Genomic DNA, 20,824 nt, shown 5'->3' with positions numbered 1-20,824 from the left:
CGGCGAACAAGGGTCGAACCAATCCACACGACTCGACGAGGCCGGCGGGCCGGACGACTTAGGGTGAGGGACCGGGAGGTGATCTGGTGACGAATCGACCGCGGGCCAGTCTTGGCCGGGTGCTGGACGACCTCGGCGCGACCCTGCTCGAGCTCGTCCACGGTGATCCGGACCGGCCGGCCGAGATCGGCGGGATCGTCATCCACGATCCGCTCGACGAACCCGTACTGCCCTCGCACGCCCTCGTCCTCGGCGTCGGCCTGCACGAGCCGGAACGGATCGCCGACGTACTGCGTGATCTCGGACGTCAACGGGCCGCCGGGCTGGTCGTCCGCGCGCCGATCGTGGACCGCGAGCAACTCGCCGACGCCGTCGCCTCGTCCGGGGTCGCACTGCTGGGGCTGACCCGCGGTGCGTCCTGGGACCAACTCGCCGTACTGCTGCGATCGTTGCTCGCCGACGGCGACGTCGGCGAGCCGGAGACGCTCGGCGGGATGCCGTCCGGTGACCTCTTCGCGCTCGCCAACGCGACCGCCGCCCTGCTCGACGCGCCGGTCACGATCGAGGACCGCAGCTCGCGGGTCCTCGCGTTCTCCGGCCGCCAGGACGAGGCCGACACCGCGCGCGTGGAGACGGTCCTCGGCCGTCAGGTCCCCCAGCGGTACTTCCGGCTGCTGACGCAGTACGGCATCTTCCGCGAGCTGTACCGCACCGACCGCCCGGTGCTCGTTCCCCCGCTGCCCTCCACCGAGGAGGACTTCACCATCCCTCGGGTCGCGGTCGCGGTCCGCGCCGGCGACGAGATCCTCGGCTCGATCTGGGCGGCCGTCCGCGACCCGCTGACCGCCGAACGTTCGCAGGCGCTCTACGACGCCGCCAAACTGGTCGCCCTGCACATGCTGCGCATCCGCGCCGGAGCCGACGTCGAACGCCGACTGCGCGCCGACCTCGTCAGCACCGCCCTGGAAGGCGGCGCCGGAGCGCGAGCAGCTTTGGACCGGCTCCGGCTGGCCGATCAGCCGCTCGTCGTCCTCGCGCTCGGCATCATCGCCGCCGACCCGCTCGACGTCGGCGAGCCCCTGACCGGACCGGCCGGCGAGTCACTCGTCAGCCAGGCCGGGCTCGCCGGCGAACGGCAACGCCTGGCCGATGCGTTCGCGATGCATCTCGGCGCCGTGCACCCGCGGGCCGCGGCAGCGCTGGTCGGTGACGTCGCGTACGGACTGGTGCCGGTGCGCGCCGACCGGTCCGACGGCGAGGAGCGTGCCGTCCGGATCGGCAAGCATTTCCTCGAACGGATCGGTGACCGGGTCACGGCCAGCATCGGCGTCGGTCCGGTCGTCGCCGACGCCGCTCACCTCCCGAACGCCCGCGCCGGCGCCGACCGGGCGCTTCGCGTACTGCGTACCGGCCACGGATCCTCCCGCGTCGCTCGACTGGCCGACGTCCACGTCGACACGCTGCTGCTCGAGCTCCGCGACCTGATCGAAGCACGCGGCGACGAGCCGACCGGACCGATCGCCCGCCTCGTCGCGTACGACCGCCTGCACCACACCGATCTGGTCGAGACCCTGCGCGCCTGGCTCGACGCCTTCGGCGATGTCGCCGCCGCGGCCGCCGCCGTCTACGTCCACCCGAACACCTTCCGGTACCGTCTCCGCCGCCTGGCCGACGTCGGCGACCTGGACCTCGACGATCCCGACTCCCGGTTCGCCGCGATGCTCCAGCTCCGCGTGGTTCCCACCAGCACGCGGTGACCCGTCGGCGCGACATCCTTCCGGAGAGCGAGCTTCGGTACCGAGCTGCAGTACGAGGAAGGCGGCGGAATGAACGACTGGTGGACAGAGCGGCGGCAGAACCAGCAGCTCTCGGATCTCGAGAGCGAGATGTCCTACGCGCGGCAGGAGACCTCCAGCCTGCGGTCACAGCTGTCCCGGATCCAGGGCAGCCTGCAGACCCGGGTGGAGAGCATGTCGCGGGCGTTCGACGCGTTCGTCGAGCTGTCCGACCTGCGGCACGAGACCGTCGGGTTCATCGACGCCGCCGAGCTCCGGCGGTACGCCACCCGGGTCCTCAGCGCGATGGCGTCCGACACCGAGCTTCCGCCGATCGGCGACAGCGTTCCCCAGTACTGGCTGGAGCCGGCGGTCGCCGCGTTGATCGCCCTGCACGGTGACGCACCGGCCGACGACGCTGTCAGTACGGCGATGAAGCTCGACCAGCGCCGTACGTCAACGTTCCTCGCGCTGGCGCTGGCGGCGCTCGGCAGGCGGCACCAGGTCCGGACCGAGTGGCTGGACGCGGCGTTCGGTGTACCGGCCGCGGACGGGACGCTGACTCGCGTACAGCGCGTGCTGTGGACGACCGCTGCGCGTGGCGGATTCGGGGCGGATGCGCTGGACCTTGTCGTGAAGCGACTGCAGTCGGTCGCATCGCCCGACGGCGCCTGGCTCACACGACTGGAGACGCGCGGCAGCGCAACCGTCCGGCTGACCAACCCGCGGCTGAAGGCGACCGAGGATCAGGACGCTGCCTGGGTACGGCTGAGCCGGGTCCGGGACGCGGTCGAATCGATCCTCGGCAACACCGAGGCACGCGAGCCCGACCCCAGCCTGAACCTGCCGGAAGCCCGCAAGACCGACCGGACGCCGGACTCCCCCAAGAACCGCGAGACCGACGCCCCGGCCAAGAACAGCGTCGCCACTCTGCTGCGGCTGCTGATCTCCGAAGGCAGCGAGCCCGAGCGCGAGACGCTCGCGCGGATCGCCGTACTGCGATCCCGCGTCACCGGAGGCGCCGAGTCGACGGACACGCTCGAGGACGCCGCCGGCAAGGTCGACGCTCTGCTCGCGGACGACCTCGCCCTCGCCGCCGACGCGCACCTGTCGGCAACCGCGCTGCGCGTGATCGGCCCGCTGGTACTGCCGGCCGTCGAGACCCTCGCCCAGACCGCCGACCAACCGGCCCCCACCCAGGTAACCGTCGACGACGCCGGCCGCTCCGTCACCATCCGCCCGGACGGACCCGACCAGCTCGAACTGGGCACCGCCGCGTCCTCGATCACCTCGGGCGCCGGGGTCGCGACCGGCCAGGAGCGTGCCGTCCCGATCGGGCTGATGGTCGCGGGGGTGGCGATCGCGGTCGGACTCGGGCTGCTGCTGCACTGGTTCTGGATCGTGGTCGGCCTGGTCGTCATCGCCTTCGGCCTGAACAGCTACCGCAAACTCCGGGCCGGCCTGCAAGCCGACCGCGACCGGGCCGCCGGCGAAGTCACCAACCTGAACGACCGCTGCGCCACAGCCGTCACCGCCCTCGCCGACTACACCCAGAACACCGAAACCCGCCGAGCCTCCATCACCAAAGACCAAACCACCCTCCGCCAACAACTAACCCCCTAACCCAGCCCCGCCCCCAGCCGCGAAAACCCCAGCCCAGACCCCAGACCCCAGCCCCCGGCCCCCGCCTCAGCATCAGCGCCCGCGCCCAGCGCCCAGCGCCCAGCGCCCAGCGCCAGCATCAGCGCCCAGCGCCCGACCTATGCGCCCAGCGCCGGGGCCCCAGCGCCAGCACCAACGTCAGCGCCCAACGCCAGCTCCCAGGCGCCCGCCCTCTGCGCCCACCCCGGCCCGAACTCCCAGCCCCAGCACCCACCCCAGCGCCCATCGCCGCGGCCACCGGCTGGCGAGCGCGGGATATTTGGTGGGTCTGCCAGCGAAATGATGGGTTCTGCACTCGTCACCAAGGTGGGCAACCCCGCACTTGACTGGCAGACCCACCAAATTCGCTGGCAGACCCACCAAATTCGCTGGCAGACCCACCAAATTCGCTGGCAGACCCAGCAAGTTCGCGGGCTGACCCAGCAAGTTCGCTGGCCGAACGAGGGCGTCCGGGACGACTGGTACCGCTGGACTTCGTGGCTGCGGCGAACGGGCGATCGCGCACCAGGCCACACAATGCCCAGGTTGGGGAGGATTTCTTCCCTGTTCGGGTGGAAGAAACTCCCCAACCCAGCCCGCTTCCGCGCGTGGTCGTCGAGTCGTGGCGAAAGGTTCCGGGCCGGTTCGCCGAGTCGTGGAAAGTGGCTTCCGTACGCTGCCAAAATCCACGACTCGACGAACCCAAAACGCCAACCTGACAAAGTCCGGCCGCACTACCAGGTCTCCACGGACGGCCGAGGGCGACCACGGACGAACGCAGGCCGCCACCGGAGGACCTGACCACTGCCGGCCGACCGCGCAGGCGAGCCCCGACCCAGACGGGCGCGGGTGCGGGGTGTGGAGAGTGGGTTTGGGGTTGGCGGGTGGTGGCTGGGCCGGGGGGAAATGTGGCAGCCCGGCTCGGTAGGTCGAGCCGGGCTGCCGGAGGTGCTACGGAGGTTCCGCGCGGGGGTGCTGCGGAGGTTTCGCGGGGTGCTGCGGGGTGCTGCGGGGGTGCTGGGGGTTAGGACTTGCGGTTGGTTACTTCTTCGGTGGCGGTGGGGAGGACCTTGTGGAGGTCGCCTACTACGCCGAAGTCGACGAGTTCGAAGATCGGGGCCTCGGGGTCCTTGTTGACCGCGACGATGGTCTTCGAGGTCTGCATGCCGGCGCGGTGCTGGATCGCACCGGAGATGCCGGCCGCGACGTACAGCTGCGGGGACACGGTCTTGCCGGTCTGACCGACCTGATACGCGTGCGGGTACCAGCCGGAGTCGACCGCGGCGCGGGACGCACCGACCGCGGCACCGAGCGAGTCGGCGAACGCCTCGACCGGACCGAAGTCGCCGCCGGTCCCGCGACCACCGGACACGATGATCGCGGCCTCGGTCAGCTCCGGACGACCGGTCGCCTCCCGCGGCTTGGAGTCGGTGATCCGCGCGGTCTTGGCGGCGTCGGAGATCGTCACGTCGAACTCCTCCACCTCCGGCGAGGTCTCCGCGGCTTCCGGGGTCGCGGCGTTCGGCTTGACGGTGATGATCGGCGTGCCGTGGCTGACCTTCGACTGCACGGTGAAGTTGCCCGCGAACACCGACTGCGTGGTCACCGGAGCACCGTCGAGCGCCTGCACGTCGACGGCGTCGGTGATCAGGCCGGAGTCCAGCTTGACCGCGAGCCGCGCCGCGATCTCCTTGCCCTCCGCACTCGAGGAGATCAGGATCGCCGCCGGCTCGACCTTCGCCGCGACCTGCTGCAGGGCTTCGGCCTTCGGGGTGACCAGGTACTGCGTGAGGTCCGGGTCGGACAGCGCGATCACCTTGGTCGCGCCGTACTTCCCCAGGGCCGGAAGGGCGTCCTGAACACCCTCGCCGATGAAGACGGCGACCGGCTCGCCGAGGCGCCGGGCGATGGTGAGGAGCTCGGAGGTCGTCTTGCGGACCGCACCCGCGGTGTGGTCGACGAGAACCAGAATGTTGGACATCAGTGGACCGCCCCTCAGAGGAACTTGTTGGTGGACAGGAACTCGACCAGCTCGGCAGCACCGCTGCCGTCCTCGTCGGTGACGATCGTGCCGGCCGTACGCGCCGGACGGGCGGTCACCTCGACCACCTCGGTCCAGGCACCCGAGCCACCCACCTGATCGGCGGTCAGCTCGAGGTCGGCCAGCGACCAGGTCTCGACCGGCTTCTTCTTCGCGGCCATGATCCCCTTGAACGACGGGTAGCGCGGCTCGTTCGCCTGGTCGGAGACCGAGAGCACCAGCGGCAGCGTGCCCTCGATGGTCTCGCTCGCGGTGTCGCCGTCCCGGCGGATCCGGACGGTCTGCCCGTCGACGGTCACCTCCGAGCCGAGCGTCACGGCCGGCAGGCCGAGCCGCTCCGACACCATCGCCGGGACGACACCCATGCCGCCGTCGGTCGACCCCATGCCGAACACGACCAGGTCGGCCTCGAGCTTGGCCAGCGCCTTGGACAGGATCAGCGAGGTAGCCACCGCGTCCGAACCGTGGATCGCGTCGTCGACCACGTGCACGCCGGCGTCGGCGCCCATCTGCAGGCCCTTCTTCACCGCGTCGGCGGCCTGCTCCGGGCCGACCGTCAGCACGGTCACCCCAGTGTCGCCCTGGTCTCCGGCCTCCTTGACGGTCAGGGCGGTCTCGACGGCGTACTCGTCCAGCTCGGACAGCAGCCCGTCGACACCGGCACGGTCCACCGTGTTGTCCTCCGAGCGGAAGCGGCGGTCCGCCGTGGCATCCGGCACGAACTTCGCGCAGACGACGATCTTCATAGCGTGTGGGACCCCTTCTGGTTTACGGTCTCTCCAACCCTGCCACGGATGTTACTCGCGAGAAACATAAGCTGCGTGCGAGTCCCATCACAATCACCGGCACCAGCAGCCGACCAGGGACGTGACTAGTCTGACGCAGGTGACCGAGACGTTACCGCTCACCGGCGAGAGGACCGCGCCCGGGATCTGGCACGAGAACTACTGGTTCGCGCGCCACGAGGCTGCCTACCGCTGGATCACGGCCAATCTGCCGATCGACGAGGGCGGTCACGTCCTCGACGCCGGCTGCGGCGAGGGCTACGGCGCCGAGCTGCTCCGCGACGCCGGCGCGAGCTCCGTGACCGGGCTCGACTATGAAGATACGACGCTGCGGCACGTCCGCCGGGTTTATCCACAGGTCAATCTCGCGCGCGGCAATCTGGTCCAGACGCCCTTTGCGGACAACGCCTTCCAGACCGTCACCTCGCTGCAGACGATCGAGCACCTCTGGGATCAGCCGCGGTTCGTCGCCGAATGTGCCCGGATCCTCGCACCACAAGGCACCCTGGTCCTCAGTACGCCGAACCGCCTGACCTTCCCGAGCGGGAACTGGTACCACACCCGCGAACTCACCGCCGCCGAGTTCGCCGAGCTCCTCGAGCCGCACTTCGGCATCACCCAGGCGCTCGGGCTGCACCACGGTGCACGGGTCCTGGAATGGGAGGCCCAGTACGGCTCCTGTGTCGACGCACAGCTCGCCGCCGAGCACGACCAGTGGGACGAGAACCTGGCCGCGCTCGTGCGGAGTACGACGTACGAGGACTTCGAGATCCGCCCAGGTCGGCTGGACGAATCTCTCGACCTCGTCCTCGTCGCTACGGCCGGATGATCTTCTCGACGATCTTGCCGGCGATCAGATAGACCAGCGCCGCGATCCCCCAGTTCACCAGGAGGGTGTTCTTCGCGGTCTCGAGCCGGAACAGGTCCTTGAACGGACCGACCAGGTCGTGCCCGCGCTCCAGGATCCAGCGCACGATCTCGTTGCTCTGGTTGGTCTGGTCGAGCGCCGTGAACAGCGCACCGAGCGCCAGTACGGCGGCCGCGAGCACCGCGATCAGCCAGATCAGCGAGGCGATCAGGTTCCGCAGCTTCCGTACGCCGGAGCCGACCGACGTCAGCGCCTGCTTGCCCCGACCGGAACCCGACGAGCCAGAGGACCCGCCCTTCCCGGTCGGCGGTTTGTTGCCCGAGGCACCGGACGGCTTCTTCGCGGCCACCGCGCTTGCGGCTCCGGTACCCGCAGCGGCAGCCGCCGGATTCGCATTCGGAGCGTCGTTCCCGGCTGCGGCATCCTCCGAGACCGCCGCATCCGCCTGCTCCGAACCGGTCCGCTCAGCACCCGCCTCATCGGCGCCTGGCTGATCGGCCGGCTTCGCAGCCGCCTGTTCACGGGCCCGCTGCTCCGCGACGATCTCCGCCGCGGTCTTCGGCCGGACGGTCTTGGTCGCGGTCGTCATCCCCGAAGCGCCCGCCTCCTGACCGGCCTGCGGGCTCACATCCGGCGTCGAGCCGGCGGTCCGGGCCGATTCGCCCTTGTCGTCCTGCGTACCCACGTCGTCCATCTCCTCAGCCGGGGTCCGTTCCTCGTCCGTCGCAGCCTGCGCTCTCCTCCGCCGGCTGACCGGGACCGGGCGCGGCGACAACCGGCGACGGGAGCCCGCCAAGGGCGCCGCCGCTGTACTGCCGTCCGTTGCCTGTGCGTCCGGGGTCATAGTTCCGTTCACGCCCATGTCTGGTTCGTTCGTTTCAAGCACTGGTTCCAACGTAGCGCTGCCGGACCCACCGTCCACAACGATCGGCACCGGGTCGACCGCCCGCGTCCGGGCCCGCGTGATCGAGCCGTCGGCCGCGGCCTGGTCCAGCGACGACCGCGCGGCCGGATCGGCCGGATCGATCGCCTGGTCAGCCACGCTACTTCTCCTCTCCGATGCGCATCCGGTCCCTGCCGTCGCCGGCGTCCGACCGGACGTGGGGGCCATAGTGCCCGACTGGTGAGTAACTTGAGAACCCCTCAGGGCTCTCTTTTTCACCATCTGCTTCTACCGCATCACTACCCGCATCCTCCGGCGCCACGCTCGCCGACGGCACCGCGGGCTTCTCGACCGGCAGTACACCGGCCTGCAGCAGCGCCGCGGTCCGGTCGTTGGCGTCAGCCAGACCGGCCAGGTACTTGCGCCGCTCGGCATCCTCGGCGTACCGGCTGCTGCGGTCGGCGAGCACCTTCGCCGGTACGCCGGCCGCCACGGCGTACGCCGGAATGTTGCCTCGGGCAACGCTGTTGGCGCCGATCACCGCGCCGCGGCCGATGTCGGTGCCGCGGGTGACCGTGACCTTCGTGGCCAGCCAGCAGTCGGGACCGATCCGTACCGGCGACTTCACCAGCCCCTGGTCCTTGATCGGCAGGTTCAGATCATCGGTCTTGTGGTCGAAGTCGCAGATGTAGGTCCAGTCCGCGATCAGCGTCGACGCGCCGATCTCCACGTCCAGGTAGCAGTTCACCGTGACGTCGCGGGCGAACACGACCTTGTCGCCGATCCGCAGCGTGCCCTCGTGCGCACGCAGCCGGGTCTCGTCGCCGAGATGCACCCAGCGGCCGAGGATGATCCGCCCGTGCCCGCGGCGCGCCTGGATCTCCAGGTGCTTGCCGAGGAACACGAAACCCTCGGTGATCACCTGCGGATGACGCAGCCGGAACCAGGCGAACCGCCAGTAGCGCTTCAGGTAGTACGGCGTCCACGCCCGGTGGCGCACCACCCAGCGCAGACTCGCCACGGACAGCAACCGCATCGACACACCCTACTGCTGTGTTGGGGCGACACCAGTGATCGAGACGTTGTAGTACAGCTCGTCCGGTACGACCGACGACAGCGCCTTGTCGACCTTCGACAGCTGCAGCCACGACTTGTAGGCGAACATCCGCCAGCCGAACCCGAGCTTCTGCTCCGGAACGGCGGCCTCGAACGTACGGATCGGCCACCCGACCCACGCCGCCAGCAGCTCCTCCGTGACGGTGTGGACGTTGGTGGCACCGGCGCGCGAAGCCATCCGCGCCAGGGTGTCCGGGTCGAACGTGTGCAGGTCCACGACCGCCTCGAGCGCGGCCGCCCGCGACGACTCGTCCAGCTCGGACTGCGGCCGCCGCCAGTGCGCGAGCGCGGGCAGCTTGGTCACGTTGGTGGTCGCCCACCAGGTGAAGCGGGACAGCCGCCGGGCCACGAAGTCGCCGTACCGGGTCGGCTCGCCGCAGATCACGAACCGGCCGCCCGGCTTCAGCACCCGGAGCATCTCGCGGAACGCCAGCTCGACGTCGGGGATGTGGTGGATCACCGCGTGCCCGATGACGAGGTCGAACGTGTCGTCGTCGTACGGCAGCTTCTCGGCGTCCGCGACCTTGCCCTCGATCGCGAACCCGAGCGTCTTCGCGTTCTTCTTCGCGGCCTCGACCATGCCCGGCGACAGGTCGGTGACGTGCGCCTCGTCGAGAACGCCCGCCAGCTTGAGGTTCAGCGTGAAGAAGCCCGTACCGGCGCCGATCTCGAGCGTCTTGCCGTACGGCCAGCCGCGGGTGCCGGCGACGTCGGTGAAGCGGTCGCGTGCATAGTCGACGCAGCGTTCGTCGTACGAGATCGACCACTTCTCGTCGTACGTCGACGCTTCCCAGTCGTGGTACAGCACCTGGGCGAGCTTGTTGTCGTTCCAGGCCGCCTCGACTTCCTCGGCGGAGGCAGCCGGCTTCGAAGTAGCAGACATCAGATTCCCTTGAACTCGGCTTTGCCAGGACCGTTCTCGACGAAGGACTTCATGCCGATCGTGCGGTCCTCGGTCGCGAACAGCGCGGCGAACTGCTGCCGCTCGATCTCCAGCCCGGTGGTCAGGTCGACGCCGAGCCCGGAGTCGATCGACTCCTTGGCCGCGCGCAGCGCCATCGCGGCGCCACGGGCGAACTGCGAGGCCCAGGCAGCGGCTTCGGTGTAGACGGCGTCGGCCGGTACGACCTTGTCGACCAGACCGATCCGCAGTGATTCGGCCGCGTCGACGAAGCGGCCGGTGTAGATCAGATCCTTGGCCTTCGACGGCCCGACCAGCCGGGACAGTCGCTGCGTACCGCCGGCGCCCGGGATGATGCCGAGCAGGATCTCCGGCTGGCCGAGCTTCGCGTCCTCGGCGGCGATCCGGTAGTCGGCGCAGAGCGCGAGCTCGCAACCACCACCGAGCGCGTACCCGGTGATCGCGGCCACGGTCGGCTTCGGGATCGCGGCCACCGCGGACAGCGACGACTGCAACGGGCCGGAGCGCTTGGCCATGTCGGCGTACGACATGTCGGCCATCTCCTTGATGTCCGCACCCGCCGCGAACACCCGCTCACCGCCGTAGATCACCACCGCGCGGACGTCGTCGTCGGCGGTTGCCGCGAGCGCCGCGGCCCGGATCTCCTCCTGGACCTGCACGTTCAGCGCGTTCATCTTCGGCCGATCCAGCCGGATCGTGCCAACTCCATCACTCACGGTCAGGTTGACGAACTCGCCCATCACGTCGCTCCTTCGGCTACCCACGGGTCACAACCCTCGGAACGGTACCGGATGCGGACGTGCAGCACTCACCAAACCCCGGCCGCCCGGGCCGGACGGCCCTCGCCGAGCGTGGGCGAGGGCCGTCCGGGTGAGTTGGTGAGTGTTACAGGTCCACCGCTTGGCCGGAGGCGGCGGAGCGGCGGGCGGCGTCGACGATCTTCAGGGTGCGGAGGCCCACGGCGCCGTCCGGTTGGGGTACTACGGCCGGCGCCTTTCCGGCCACAGCGGGACCGGCGGTACGGACGGCGTCCAGGAAGGTGTCGAGCATCGTCTCGTCCAGGTTGCCGCCGATGCCGAGGAAGACCTCGCCGGCCGGGTCGGTGCCGCCGACGTGCGGCAGGAACGGCTCGATCTCGACCGAGCCGTTGGTGCCGGTGACCTGCAGCGAGACGCCGCCCCAGGTCGCGCCGTTGTCCGGGACGCTCCACGAGCAGTCGATCGTTGCCAGCAGCCCGTTGTCGTAGTTGATCGTGACCAGACCGCCGGTCTCGACCTCGACGTTCTTGTCCTGGTGCAGGATCCGGTTCGCGGCGGCGTACACGCGGGTCGCCGAGGCGCCACCGGTGAGGCCGTCGATCAGGTCCGCACAGTGCACGGTGTGGTCGACGAGCGCTCCCCCGCCGGCCAGCTTCGCGTCGGTGAACCACTGCCGCGCGTCGTACGGGATCTTCCCGTTGTTGGTGCCCAGGATCGCGAACACGTCCCCGAGCCGCCCGGCCTCGACGTTCGCCCGCAACTGCAGGTACGACGGCGCGAACCGGACCGGGTACGCGACCATCAGGATCGTCCCGGCCGCCTCGGACGCGGCCAGCATCGCCTCGCCGTCGGCGACCTCGGTGGCCAGCGGCTTCTCGCACAGTACGTGCGCGCCGACGGCTGCCGCGCGCTCGACGAGGTCGCGGTGGCCGGCGTTCTCCGACGTCACCACCACCGCGTCGGGCCCCCAGGCGAACAGCTCGTCGTACGTGTCGACGTACGGGATGCCGAACTGCTCGGCGAACGCCGCGCCGCGCGGTCCGGCGTCCGGTGCGGCGGCACCGTCGGGGTCGGCGGACAGTACGTCGATGTCCGGCATCGACCCGAGCAGGTGCGCGTACGAACCGGCGTGGACATGCGCGAACGACGCGATCGCAATTTTGAGGCTCATGCCACTGCTCCCGTCGAGACGAACGTCTTCATGTCGATCGGCTGACCGGACTCCATCGACGCGCGCGCCGCCTCGGCCAGGTAGACCGCGGTCGCGCCATCGGGTGCGAGTACGCGCGGCTCAGGGCCACCGCGCAGACCGATCGCGAGCTCACGCAACTGGACCAGGTACGGGCTCTCGCCCAGCGACGACGGGATCAGCAGGTCGCCACCGGCAGCATCCTGCAGCTCGTCCTTGTACCCGGTGTCAGCGTCGGACTTGAACTTCAGTACGCCCTTCGAACCCGCCACCTGGAAGCCTGTCTGGAACGTCGTCCCGGTCGCTCCCCACGTCGCGCGGCAGTGGCTGATCGCGCCGCTCTCGTGCGTGAGCGTCACGTGCGCAGCAACGTTGACAGGGCTGATGCCGTCCACGGTCGGCGGGTTCTGTACGGCGTACACCGTGGTGACGTCGCCGCACAGCCAACGGGCCTGGTCGAGGTCGTGGACCATCAGGTCCATGATCACGCCACCGGACCGGGCCACCTCGCGGTACCAGCCCGCACCCGCCGGGGAGGACGCCTGGCGGTAGAACCGCGCCACCGCGACGTCACCGATCCGCCCGGCCTGGATCGCGTCGTACGCGGCCTTGTACGCCGGGAAGAACCGCACCACGTGGGCGGGGTACAACCGGACGCCGGCCGCCGTGGCCGCGTCGATCACCTCGTGCGAGTCGGCCGCCGTGAGCGTCAGCGGCTTCTCGCAGATCACGTTCTTGCCGGCCTTGATCGCGGCCAGCGTGATCTCCTTGTGGGTCGCCGACGGCGTGACGATGTCGACGAACTCTGCCTCGGCCAGCACCGCGTCGAGCGACGGCGAGACCTCCAGCCCGTACTGCTCGGCCAGTTCCTCGGCGCCCTCGAGCGAGTACACCAGGACCCGGGCGCCGACGGCCTTCCAGGACTCGGCATGGATGTGCGAGATGTTGCCCGCGCCGATCAGACCGACGGTCAGACCGGCCAACTCTTCCGACATGTGTTCCCCTGGGGGTGGGTAAATTAGTAACGGTCCTTGCGTATCACTGCGCAGAGGCGTTCGCAACCACCGTCTCACGAACACAACCACCTCACTATCGTGAACTCGCAACGACCTGTGCAGAATGTCCCGGTGAAAGAAGCGACCGCTGCCCCGAGCGCTCCAGGCCCGTCCGTCGCGACCGGCCTGCGTCCAGGGGCAGTGGTCCAGACCGATGGGACGACGTTCACGCTCTGGGCTCCGGCGGCCGAACGGGTCGAGTTGGCGCTGATCGCCGACGACGGTGCCCAGCGGAATCTGGACCTCACGCACACCGGCGAGTTCTGGACCGGGTTCGTCCCGGGGGTCGGCGCCGGTCAGCGGTACGGATACCGCGTGCACGGACCGTTCGACCCGTCGCACGGGCTGCGCTTCGACCCGTCGAAGCTCGTCCTGGACCCGTACGCGCGGGCCGTCGACGGCGCGCTGGACTACGCGAGCCCGCTGATCTACGACTCCTCCGACGGCGACTCGGCCGGGCACGTGCCGGTCGGCGTGGTGGTCGCGGACTCTCCCCCGCCGCCGCCGATCAGCGAGCCGGTGCACTGGGGCGAGACGGTCATCTACGAACTGCACACGAAGGGCTTCACCAAGCAGCATCCCGACGTACCCGAGCACCAGCGCGGGACGTACGCCGGACTCGCGCACCCGTCGGTGATCCAGTACCTCACCGAGCTCGGCGTGACGTCGGTGGAGTTGTTGCCGATCCACCATTTCCTCACCGAGCCGGCGATCGCGGCGCGCGGCCTGCCGAACTACTGGGGCTACAACACGCTCGGGTTCTTCGCGCCGCACGCGCCGTACTCGGCCTCCGGGTCGCGAGGCGAGCAGGTGACCGAGTTCAAACAGATGGTCGCCGCGTTCCATGCCGCCGGCATCGAGGTGATCCTGGACGTCGTCTACAACCACACCGCCGAGGGCGGGTTCGACGGGCCGACGCTGAGCTTCCGCGGGATCGACAACCGGGCCTACTACCGCCTGAGTCAGGGCGCCGCGATGTATGACGTGACCGGCACGGGCAACTCGATCGACACCTCGCACCCGCAGGTCCGGCGGCTGGTGATGGACTCGCTGCGGTACTGGGTCGAGGAGATGGGCGTCGACGGGTTCCGGTTCGACCTGGCGGTGACGCTGGTCCGCAACGAGCGGCACGAGGTGGACATCCCGGACCACCCGTTCCTCGCCGAGGTCGCGGCGGACCCGGTGCTCGGCCGGGTGAAGCTGATCGCCGAGCCGTGGGACGTGGGGCCGTTCGGCTACCAGGTCGGCAACTTCGGCACGCCGTGGTCGGAGTGGAACGGGAAGTTCCGCGACAGCGTTCGCGACGTCTGGCGGAACACGTCCGACGGCGTGAAGGACCTCGCGTACCGGCTGTCGGGGTCCAGCGACCTGTACGGCGACGACGGGCGCTACCCGTACGCGTCGATCAACTTCATCACCGCGCACGACGGGTTCACGCTGCGCGATCTCGTCAGCTACGACCACAAGCACAACGAGGCGAACCACGAGGACAACCGCGACGGTACCGACGACAACCGCTCCTGGAACTGCGGCGCCGAGGGCGAGACCGGCGACGCCGGAGTGGTTGCCCTGCGCAAGCGCCAGATGGCGAACCTGATGTCGACGCTGATCCTGTCCACCGGCGTCCCGATGCTCACCGCCGGGGACGAGTGCGGCCGGACGCAGGACGGCAACAACAACGCGTACTGCCAGGACAGCGAGATCTCGTGGTTCGACTGGTCGTTGCCGGCTGTGTGGTCCGATCACCTCGAGCTCACGAAGAAGCTCCTGGCCTTGCGGGCCGCACATCCTGCCCTGCGGCAGTGGCACTACTTCTCCGGGCAGCCGGTCATTCCGGGTGGTCGTAAGGACCTGTCGTGGATCGCGCCGCACGGTGGCGAGATGACCGACGCGGACTGGTTCGACGGGAACCTGCGGACGATCGGCATGTTCCTGCGCGGCGACGCGTTGCGCGCCACCGACGCGGAGGGCAATGCGCTGACCGACAGCTCGTTCCTGCTCGCGCTCAACGCGACCCCGGAGACCCGCAACGTCGTCGTACCGGACGCGTCCTGGGCCCCGGCGTACGAGGTGGTGCTGGACACCAGCAACAGCATGGTGACCGAGGTGGAGGCGGGCGCGACGGTGCCGCTCGGACCCCGCTGTCTGGTGCTGCTCCGCGCGCTCTGAATCATCAAGGGGGTTGTTAACCTTCCGCTTGTACATTCGTCGGTCACCTGCTGTTCATCTCTGGGGGCCGACGTTGACCACACCTATCGGGGCGTTGCACCGCGCGATCATGCGCTGGGGCGAGGCCGAGCGGACGAGCTCCCGGCTCGCCATCCAGCGCTGGGTGGACGGCGTCGCGTACGTCGACGTCCAGGCACGCACGTACGCGGACTACTGGACCCGGCAGAACCAGACCGCACTGTCCGGCGACGGGCCGCTGTGGGTCGTGCTGGGTGACTCGACCGCACAGGGGCTGGGTGCGTCCTCACCACTCCACGGGTACGTCGGACAGGTGCTGAACGCGCTACGCCGCAAAGGAACGCCCTGGCGAGTCCTGAACCTCTCCCGCTCCGGTGCGCAGACAAAGCACGTGCTGGAGGACCAACTGCCGTTGCTGGACGGTCTCACGCCCGCACTCGTCACCTGCGGGATCGGCAACAACGACATCCTGGCCACGCCACCGAAGCGGTTCCGCGACCACCTGCGTCAGGTGATCGACCGGCTACCCACGTCCTCCGTCGTCATGGACCTGACTGTTCCGGACCGGCTCTGGCGCGTGGGTGGCGCCGTCAGCCCGTACGTGTCCGGCATCAACCAGCTGATCAGCAACACCGCCACGTCCCGCGGACTGCCCGTCGCCGAGGTGTCGCGGTACGCACGGCCGCCGTGGCGCGGCATGCTCGCACCGGACGCGTTCCACCCGAACAACCTCGGGTACCGACGGCACGCGGACGCACTGCTGGCCGCGCTGCCAACCGGCGTACTCACGCCCTGAGCAACTCCTCCAGCCGGTCCAACGTCTTGCCGCTCTCCTGACGCACCCTGATCGGCACGATGGCCGCACGGCCCGGCACCCGGATCCCGCCGGTCAGAGCGACCCGCGTACCACCGGCTGGCTCGGCTGCTACCGCCATCCCGATGATCAGGAAGCGGCTCTGCAGCCAGCACCACCCGGGCCGGAGCTGCCCCACAAGTCGCGCCCGCTGTCCTCTCGCACCCTTGGCCAGTACGACGACGTGGTCGCCTTCCTGCTCCACCAGGGTCGCCGAGACGAGGTCCGCGTGGACGCGCGCGAACGTGTCCAGGTCGGCGACCGCGGCCTTCACCTGGTCGGCTTCGTACGGCAGCACGCGCTCCGTGACGGCTGCACCCGGTACGCCGGCCGCGAGGGCGCGGAACCGTTCGACATCGGTCAACTCGGCCTGTGGCCAGTTCATGATCTCCATTTCATGACCTCCATGCCTTCCGAAAGCTCGCGCGTGCCCGGTGCAGCCGCGACTTCGCCGTACCGGCCGGAACCTCGAGCACCGCAGCCGCTGTCTGTTCGTCCATCCCCTCGAGATCCCGCAGGACCAGTACCGCGCGATGCTCCGGCGACAATCGCCGGAGCACGTCACGTACGTCGACCGCGAGCTGTGGGTCGTCCGCGGCCGGGAGGTCCGCGAGCTCGGCCGGCTGCCGCTGACCGCGACGCGCGACCCGGACCGCCTCGCGGACGGCGATCGCCCGCGCCCAGCCGAACAGTGCCTCCGGCGTCTCGAGCGCACGCAGACCGCGGAAGATCGCGATCAGCGCCTCCTGCGCGGCGTCCGGCCCGTCGGTGAGCGCGATCGGTCCGCAGATCCTCCCGACGTACGGCGTCAGCGCGTCGAGGATCTCGTTCATCGCGACGGTGTCGCCGCGTTGCGCCGCACGGACCCGGTGCGTCTCGATCATTTCAGGAACGCGACCAGCAACGGTGTGACCTGCTCCGGGCAGTCGACGGTCAGGGCATGGCCGCAGCCGGGCAGCACGTGCACTGTTGCGTTTGGCAACAGTTTTCCGAAGCGGGCCGCCTGCGCGACCGGCAGTACGGTGTCGTGGTCTCCCCAGAGCACCAGCGCCGGCTGACGCGTCGACGGCAGCGCCCGCTCGGTGACGCTCCAGTCGAGGCCGCGTTCGAGCGCGTACATGGATCGCACGTTGTCACGATACGTTCCGGGGACCCACATCTCGTCGACCACCTGCGGCGTGACCCGGTCCTTGTGGACGAACAGGCCACTGACCGCCGACTTCACCATGTTGCGATTCGCTGCCAGCTTGGCGAACGCCTCACCGACGAGCGGCTGCTTGAGGACCTCCCAGCTCAGGACGTCCGGCTCGTCGAGACCGGACGGGGCGAGCAGCAGGAGCTTGCTGACCCGTTCCGGGTGGCGTTGCGCGTACGCGAGTCCCCAGCCGCCGCTCCACGAGTTGCCGCCGAGTACGACGCTCTGCAGGTGCAGTGCGTCCAGGAACTGATCGAGCGCACCAGTCATGCCGTCGAGGTCGAACGCGAAGCCCTCGTCGTGCAACCGGGTCTCCCCTTGGCCGGGAAGGTCCACGGCATAGACGGTGTGGTCACGCGCCAACACAGTCAGCTCGGCGTCCCACGCCGCAGCAGGTGAAGCTCCTGGCGCCAGCAACACCACAGGCGCACCGGTACCGCGTTGCAGGTAGTGCACCCGGGCCACCGGCGTATCGACGTACTTCGAGTCGGCGGAGTCGCTCGGATGCGGACGTTCAGCCGGCTGGTACACGTACGCGATCAACGCGACCGCCGTGACCACAGCGACTGGTCCTGCGACCACAGCTGCCTTCAGCCACCGCATACGCAGCATCCTCAGGTCAGCAACGCACAGCGCGATGCAAGCCGGTGTGTAGAGCAGCAGGTTGAGCCAGTAGAACGCAGTACCTGCGCCAGTGAAGATCCAGGCGATACCAAGGGCGGCGCGAAAGGCCAACCCGGTTGCGAGGCCTGCCACCACTACACGGCAGACGGCGGATCGGTCGGACCGCAGGACCGCGAAGGCCAGCAGCAGATGCAGCACAGCCAGTGGCAGTACGACCTGTGGTGCGAACGAGACCTGCACGCCGAGGACCGCTCGAGACAGCGATCGCGCGTCGGACGCGGGCCAGACGAGCCCTGTCGCCCAGTAGATGTGTAGCGCCGCCAGCAGGACATGCACGCCCGCGACGATCCTTCGAGACTCCATCCCGACCCCTCCTCAGCAAGTGGTGACCTGAGGAAGAGGAGTCGTTCGGCCGAGACGTTCCCTGCGTGACGCAGGTCTCAGGCCTCGGGTGCCGTCGGGGTCTCTGGGGTGGTTGGGCCGTCGGCCAGCAGCAGGTAGAGCGAGCGGCGGGCGTCGGTCAGGATCTTGGCAGCCGCGACGCGCTGCTCCTCGGAGCCGCTGCGGGCGACCTGTCGAGTCGCGGAGTGCAGCTCCTCGAGCAGTCCGCGCAGGTCGGAGGCCGGGCCGGCGCTCGCGAACGCTGCGAACGGGTCGATCGCCGTGCGCCCTTCGACGTACTCGCGACCGGCATCGGTCAGGGTGACGAGCTTGCGTCCGGCCTCCGCAGTCACGGTGACCAGGCCCTCGTCCTCGAGCTGGTTGATGGTCGGGTAGATCGCGCCGGGGCTGGGGGTCCAGCGCCCGCCGCTGCGGTCGGCGATGGCCTGCATCAGCTGGTAGCCGTGCATCGGCTCGTCGGCGAGCAGCATCAGGACGGCCGTACGGACGTCGCCGCGCGGCGCCCGGCCGCGACCGGAGCCCCGGCCCGGACCACCACGTCGCGAGCCACGCTCGCCACGCTCTCCGCGCTCTCCGCGGTCACGACGTTCGCCGCGTTCGCCTCGCTCACCGCGTCCGCGGTGCATCGGCATGCCTTCGCCCATCTGCGGTCCGCCGCGACGGGGGTGATGGTGACCGCCTCGGCGGCCTCTGAGTTCGTTGGGGGTGTTCATGGGTTCCTCCTCGATATTCTTCATGACACTAACGATATATCGTTAGTGTCTTCATGGCAACCCCGCCCAGAACATTTCTTTACCCGGCCCCTGGGGCAGGGGGTTTGATGAGCGGGTGTTGACGATCAGTGAGTTCGGACGGCGGGCCGGGCTGTCGTTGAAGGCCTTGCGGCTGTACGACGTGTCGGGCCTGCTCGCTCCGGCACAGGTGGATCCGGCCAACGGCTACCGCCTGTACGACGAGGAGCAACTGGAGCGGGCGCGGCGGATCAGTGTGCTGCGCCAGTTGGACATGCCGCTGACCACCATCGCCGAGGTCCTCGCCGGCACCGACGAGAACGCGTTGATCCGGCTCGATCGCTGGTGGGCCGCCGAACAGGCGACCACCGCGGCGCGCCAGGCGACGCTGCAGTACCTCCGCGACCGGCTCTCCCGCTCCGGTACGACAGGCCTCGCACCACGACCGGTGCTGACCCGCGACGTACCGGCGACCAAGATCGCCTCGATCCGGGAGGACACCAACCAGCAATTGCTGGTCGGGGTGATCGTGACGTGCACCGACGAGATCACGACCTACCTGCGGGCCGCGGGTGCGACCGCCACCACCGGTTCATGGGTGATCTTCCACGGCGCCGTCACACCCGAGGGCGAGGCGACCGTCGAGGTGTGTGTGCCGTTCGAGGGGCTCGTCGACCCGTCCGGGCGGATCGCGATCCGGGTCGAGCCGGCACACCGCGAGGCGTACTGCACGATCACGATGAACGAGTGCGCGTACCCGCGGATCATGCTCGCGTACGACCTCGTCACCGATCACGTCCGCGCGGCCGGCCTGCCCGAAGCAGGTCCGCCGCGCGAGATGTACCGCCAGGACTGTCACCTGCTCCCCCGCGACGAGCCGGCCGTCGACATCGCCCTGCCCATTCTCGAAAGGAACCCCTGATGGACTACGCGATCCAGACCCGGTGGAGCGACCCGGGCGTACATGCAGGACTTTTCGACGCGTTGCCGGACGACATCCCCGGGATCGCGGCCGTGACGCGCGACCTGGTGATCCACTACCGGGCCGGCGGCATCGAGTTCACCGGCGAACGGCTGGCCGAGATCGACAGCCGCTGGGTGTCGGCGATCCTCGCCACGGACCACCAGCGCAACGGCACCCCGCTCGCCGCACGGCGGGAGCCGGCCGACCGGGTCGTGGGTTGCTGCCGCGACCACACGCTGCTGTTCGTGTCGGCCCTGCGGCACAAGGGGATCCCGGCGCGCAGCCGGGTCGGGTTCGCCGAGTACTTCGCCGAGGGGTTCAACCACGACCACGTCGTCGCGGAGTACTGGAACGGCGACCGCTGGGTGATGATCGACACCGAGCTGGATCAGGCCTCCTACCCCTTCGACGTCGAGGACATGCCTGCCGGACCGTTCCGGTCCGCGGCTGAGGTGTGGCTCGGGTACCGGTCCGGCGAACTGGACGGCGACAGGTACGGCGCCGATCCCAACCCGGACGCCCCGCTGAAGCTGCACGGCGGCTGGTTCATCCGGAACTACGTGCACTACCAGCTCGCCCATCTGAACGGCGACGAGCTCCTGCTCTGGGACAACTGGGGCACCATGTCGGACCGGCTCGACGGCGCCGACGTGGAGCTCACCGACCGCATCGCCCGGCTGATGATTGCCTCCGACAACGGCGACGAGGCCGCGACCAAGGAGGTCGACGACCTCTACCGCACGGACCCGGACCTGACCTTCGCCGGCCGCTCGTTCGTGACGTCACCGGCCATGAAACCGCCGTTCGAATGGGTGGAGCTGCTTTAGCTGGACGG

At 69.4% G+C, this 20,824-nt stretch carries 19 protein-coding genes; 7 read left to right on the top strand and 12 right to left on the bottom strand.

Annotation, left to right across the window (positions count from 1 at the left end; genetic code table 11):
- Positions 1 to 86: 86 nt before the first annotated feature.
- Positions 87 to 1,757, top strand: a complete 1,671-nt coding sequence (locus ACGFI6_RS26930) for a PucR family transcriptional regulator (RefSeq protein WP_393123193.1) — start codon at positions 87 to 89, stop codon at positions 1,755 to 1,757.
- Positions 1,758 to 1,826: 69 nt separating this feature from the next.
- A complete protein-coding gene (locus tag ACGFI6_RS26925) occupies positions 1,827 to 3,398 on the top strand; it encodes a hypothetical protein (RefSeq protein WP_393123190.1) in 1,572 nt (523 codons plus the stop codon).
- Positions 3,399 to 4,440: 1,042 nt separating this feature from the next.
- On the opposite strand, the gene ACGFI6_RS26920 is transcribed toward ACGFI6_RS26925, so the two are convergent.
- A complete protein-coding gene (locus tag ACGFI6_RS26920) occupies positions 4,441 to 5,397 on the bottom strand; it encodes an electron transfer flavoprotein subunit alpha/FixB family protein (protein ID WP_393123187.1) in 957 nt (318 codons plus the stop codon).
- A 14-nt stretch (positions 5,398 to 5,411) separates the two neighbouring features.
- Positions 5,412 to 6,203 (bottom strand): electron transfer flavoprotein subunit beta/FixA family protein, encoded by a 792-nt coding sequence (locus ACGFI6_RS26915; protein WP_393123184.1) that lies wholly within the window; start codon positions 6,201 to 6,203, stop codon positions 5,412 to 5,414.
- A 139-nt stretch (positions 6,204 to 6,342) separates the two neighbouring features.
- Between ACGFI6_RS26915 and ACGFI6_RS26910 the strand changes: the two genes are divergently transcribed.
- The gene (locus ACGFI6_RS26910; protein WP_393123181.1) at positions 6,343 to 7,071 is read left to right on the top strand and encodes a class I SAM-dependent methyltransferase; all 729 of its coding nucleotides are present in this window, start codon (positions 6,343 to 6,345) and stop codon (positions 7,069 to 7,071) included.
- Here ACGFI6_RS26910 and ACGFI6_RS26905 read toward each other — a convergent pair.
- The 6 genes from ACGFI6_RS26905 to ACGFI6_RS26880 form a co-directional block, all read right to left on the bottom strand.
- On the bottom strand, positions 7,058 to 8,152 hold the full coding sequence (locus ACGFI6_RS26905) for a hypothetical protein (RefSeq protein WP_393123178.1): 1,095 nt from the start codon (positions 8,150 to 8,152) through the stop codon (positions 7,058 to 7,060). The genes ACGFI6_RS26910 and ACGFI6_RS26905 overlap by 14 nt on opposite strands.
- Position 8,153: 1 nt before the next feature.
- On the bottom strand, positions 8,154 to 9,029 hold the full coding sequence (locus ACGFI6_RS26900) for an acyltransferase (protein WP_393123176.1): 876 nt from the start codon (positions 9,027 to 9,029) through the stop codon (positions 8,154 to 8,156).
- Between the two features lie 9 nt (positions 9,030 to 9,038).
- Positions 9,039 to 9,992: a class I SAM-dependent methyltransferase gene (locus ACGFI6_RS26895; protein WP_393123173.1), complete on the bottom strand. Its 954-nt coding sequence runs from the start codon at positions 9,990 to 9,992 to the stop codon at positions 9,039 to 9,041.
- Positions 9,992 to 10,771 carry an enoyl-CoA hydratase/isomerase family protein gene (locus tag ACGFI6_RS26890; RefSeq protein WP_393123170.1) on the bottom strand — a complete coding sequence of 260 codons (780 nt, stop codon included), beginning with the start codon at positions 10,769 to 10,771 and terminating at the stop codon, positions 9,992 to 9,994. Before ACGFI6_RS26890 ends, ACGFI6_RS26895 begins: the two co-directional genes overlap by 1 nt.
- Positions 10,772 to 10,916: 145 nt before the next feature.
- Positions 10,917 to 11,960 (bottom strand): Gfo/Idh/MocA family protein, encoded by a 1,044-nt coding sequence (locus ACGFI6_RS26885; protein WP_393123168.1) that lies wholly within the window; start codon positions 11,958 to 11,960, stop codon positions 10,917 to 10,919.
- Positions 11,957 to 12,973 carry a Gfo/Idh/MocA family protein gene (locus ACGFI6_RS26880; protein ID WP_393123165.1) on the bottom strand — a complete coding sequence of 339 codons (1,017 nt, stop codon included), beginning with the start codon at positions 12,971 to 12,973 and terminating at the stop codon, positions 11,957 to 11,959. Before ACGFI6_RS26880 ends, ACGFI6_RS26885 begins: the two co-directional genes overlap by 4 nt.
- Positions 12,974 to 13,159: 186 nt before the next feature.
- On the opposite strand from ACGFI6_RS26880, the gene glgX reads away from it, so the two are divergent.
- A complete protein-coding gene (glgX, locus tag ACGFI6_RS26875) occupies positions 13,160 to 15,202 on the top strand; it encodes a glycogen debranching protein GlgX (RefSeq protein WP_393123687.1) in 2,043 nt (680 codons plus the stop codon).
- 73 nt (positions 15,203 to 15,275) lie between these two features.
- The gene (locus tag ACGFI6_RS26870) at positions 15,276 to 16,016 is read left to right on the top strand and encodes an SGNH/GDSL hydrolase family protein (RefSeq protein ID WP_393123162.1); all 741 of its coding nucleotides are present in this window, start codon (positions 15,276 to 15,278) and stop codon (positions 16,014 to 16,016) included.
- On the opposite strand, the gene ACGFI6_RS26865 is transcribed toward ACGFI6_RS26870, so the two are convergent.
- The 4 genes from ACGFI6_RS26865 to ACGFI6_RS26850 all read right to left on the bottom strand — a co-directional run bounded on the left by ACGFI6_RS26865 (position 16,006) and on the right by ACGFI6_RS26850 (position 19,031).
- Entirely contained in the window at positions 16,006 to 16,467 is a 462-nt protein-coding gene (locus ACGFI6_RS26865; protein ID WP_393123159.1) for a hypothetical protein, read from the bottom strand. The two genes, ACGFI6_RS26870 and ACGFI6_RS26865, sit on opposite strands and share 11 nt — an antisense overlap.
- Position 16,468: 1 nt before the next feature.
- Complete coding sequence (locus ACGFI6_RS26860; RefSeq protein WP_393123157.1) at positions 16,469 to 16,957, bottom strand: RNA polymerase sigma factor; 489 nt, start codon at positions 16,955 to 16,957, stop codon at positions 16,469 to 16,471.
- On the bottom strand, positions 16,954 to 18,255 hold the full coding sequence (locus ACGFI6_RS26855) for an alpha/beta fold hydrolase (RefSeq protein ID WP_393123154.1): 1,302 nt from the start codon (positions 18,253 to 18,255) through the stop codon (positions 16,954 to 16,956). The genes ACGFI6_RS26860 and ACGFI6_RS26855 overlap by 4 nt, the downstream gene beginning before the upstream one ends.
- 77 nt (positions 18,256 to 18,332) lie before the next feature.
- Positions 18,333 to 19,031: a PadR family transcriptional regulator gene (locus ACGFI6_RS26850; RefSeq protein ID WP_393123152.1), complete on the bottom strand. Its 699-nt coding sequence runs from the start codon at positions 19,029 to 19,031 to the stop codon at positions 18,333 to 18,335.
- A 91-nt stretch (positions 19,032 to 19,122) separates the two neighbouring features.
- Between ACGFI6_RS26850 and ACGFI6_RS26845 the strand changes: the two genes are divergently transcribed.
- Positions 19,123 to 19,947, top strand: coding sequence for a MerR family transcriptional regulator (locus ACGFI6_RS26845; protein WP_393123150.1), 825 nt, complete (start codon positions 19,123 to 19,125; stop codon positions 19,945 to 19,947).
- Positions 19,947 to 20,816, top strand: coding sequence for a transglutaminase domain-containing protein (locus tag ACGFI6_RS26840; RefSeq protein ID WP_393123147.1), 870 nt, complete (start codon positions 19,947 to 19,949; stop codon positions 20,814 to 20,816). The genes ACGFI6_RS26845 and ACGFI6_RS26840 overlap by 1 nt, the downstream gene beginning before the upstream one ends.
- Positions 20,817 to 20,824 lie beyond the last annotated feature (8 nt).

Source organism: Kribbella sp. NPDC048928 (assembly GCF_043197975.1).
In the GTDB taxonomy this organism is placed as follows: Bacteria; Actinomycetota; Actinomycetes; order Propionibacteriales; family Kribbellaceae; genus Kribbella.
The sequence above is the reverse complement of the archived record's forward strand: the minus strand, read 5'-3'. Positions and strand labels throughout refer to the sequence as shown.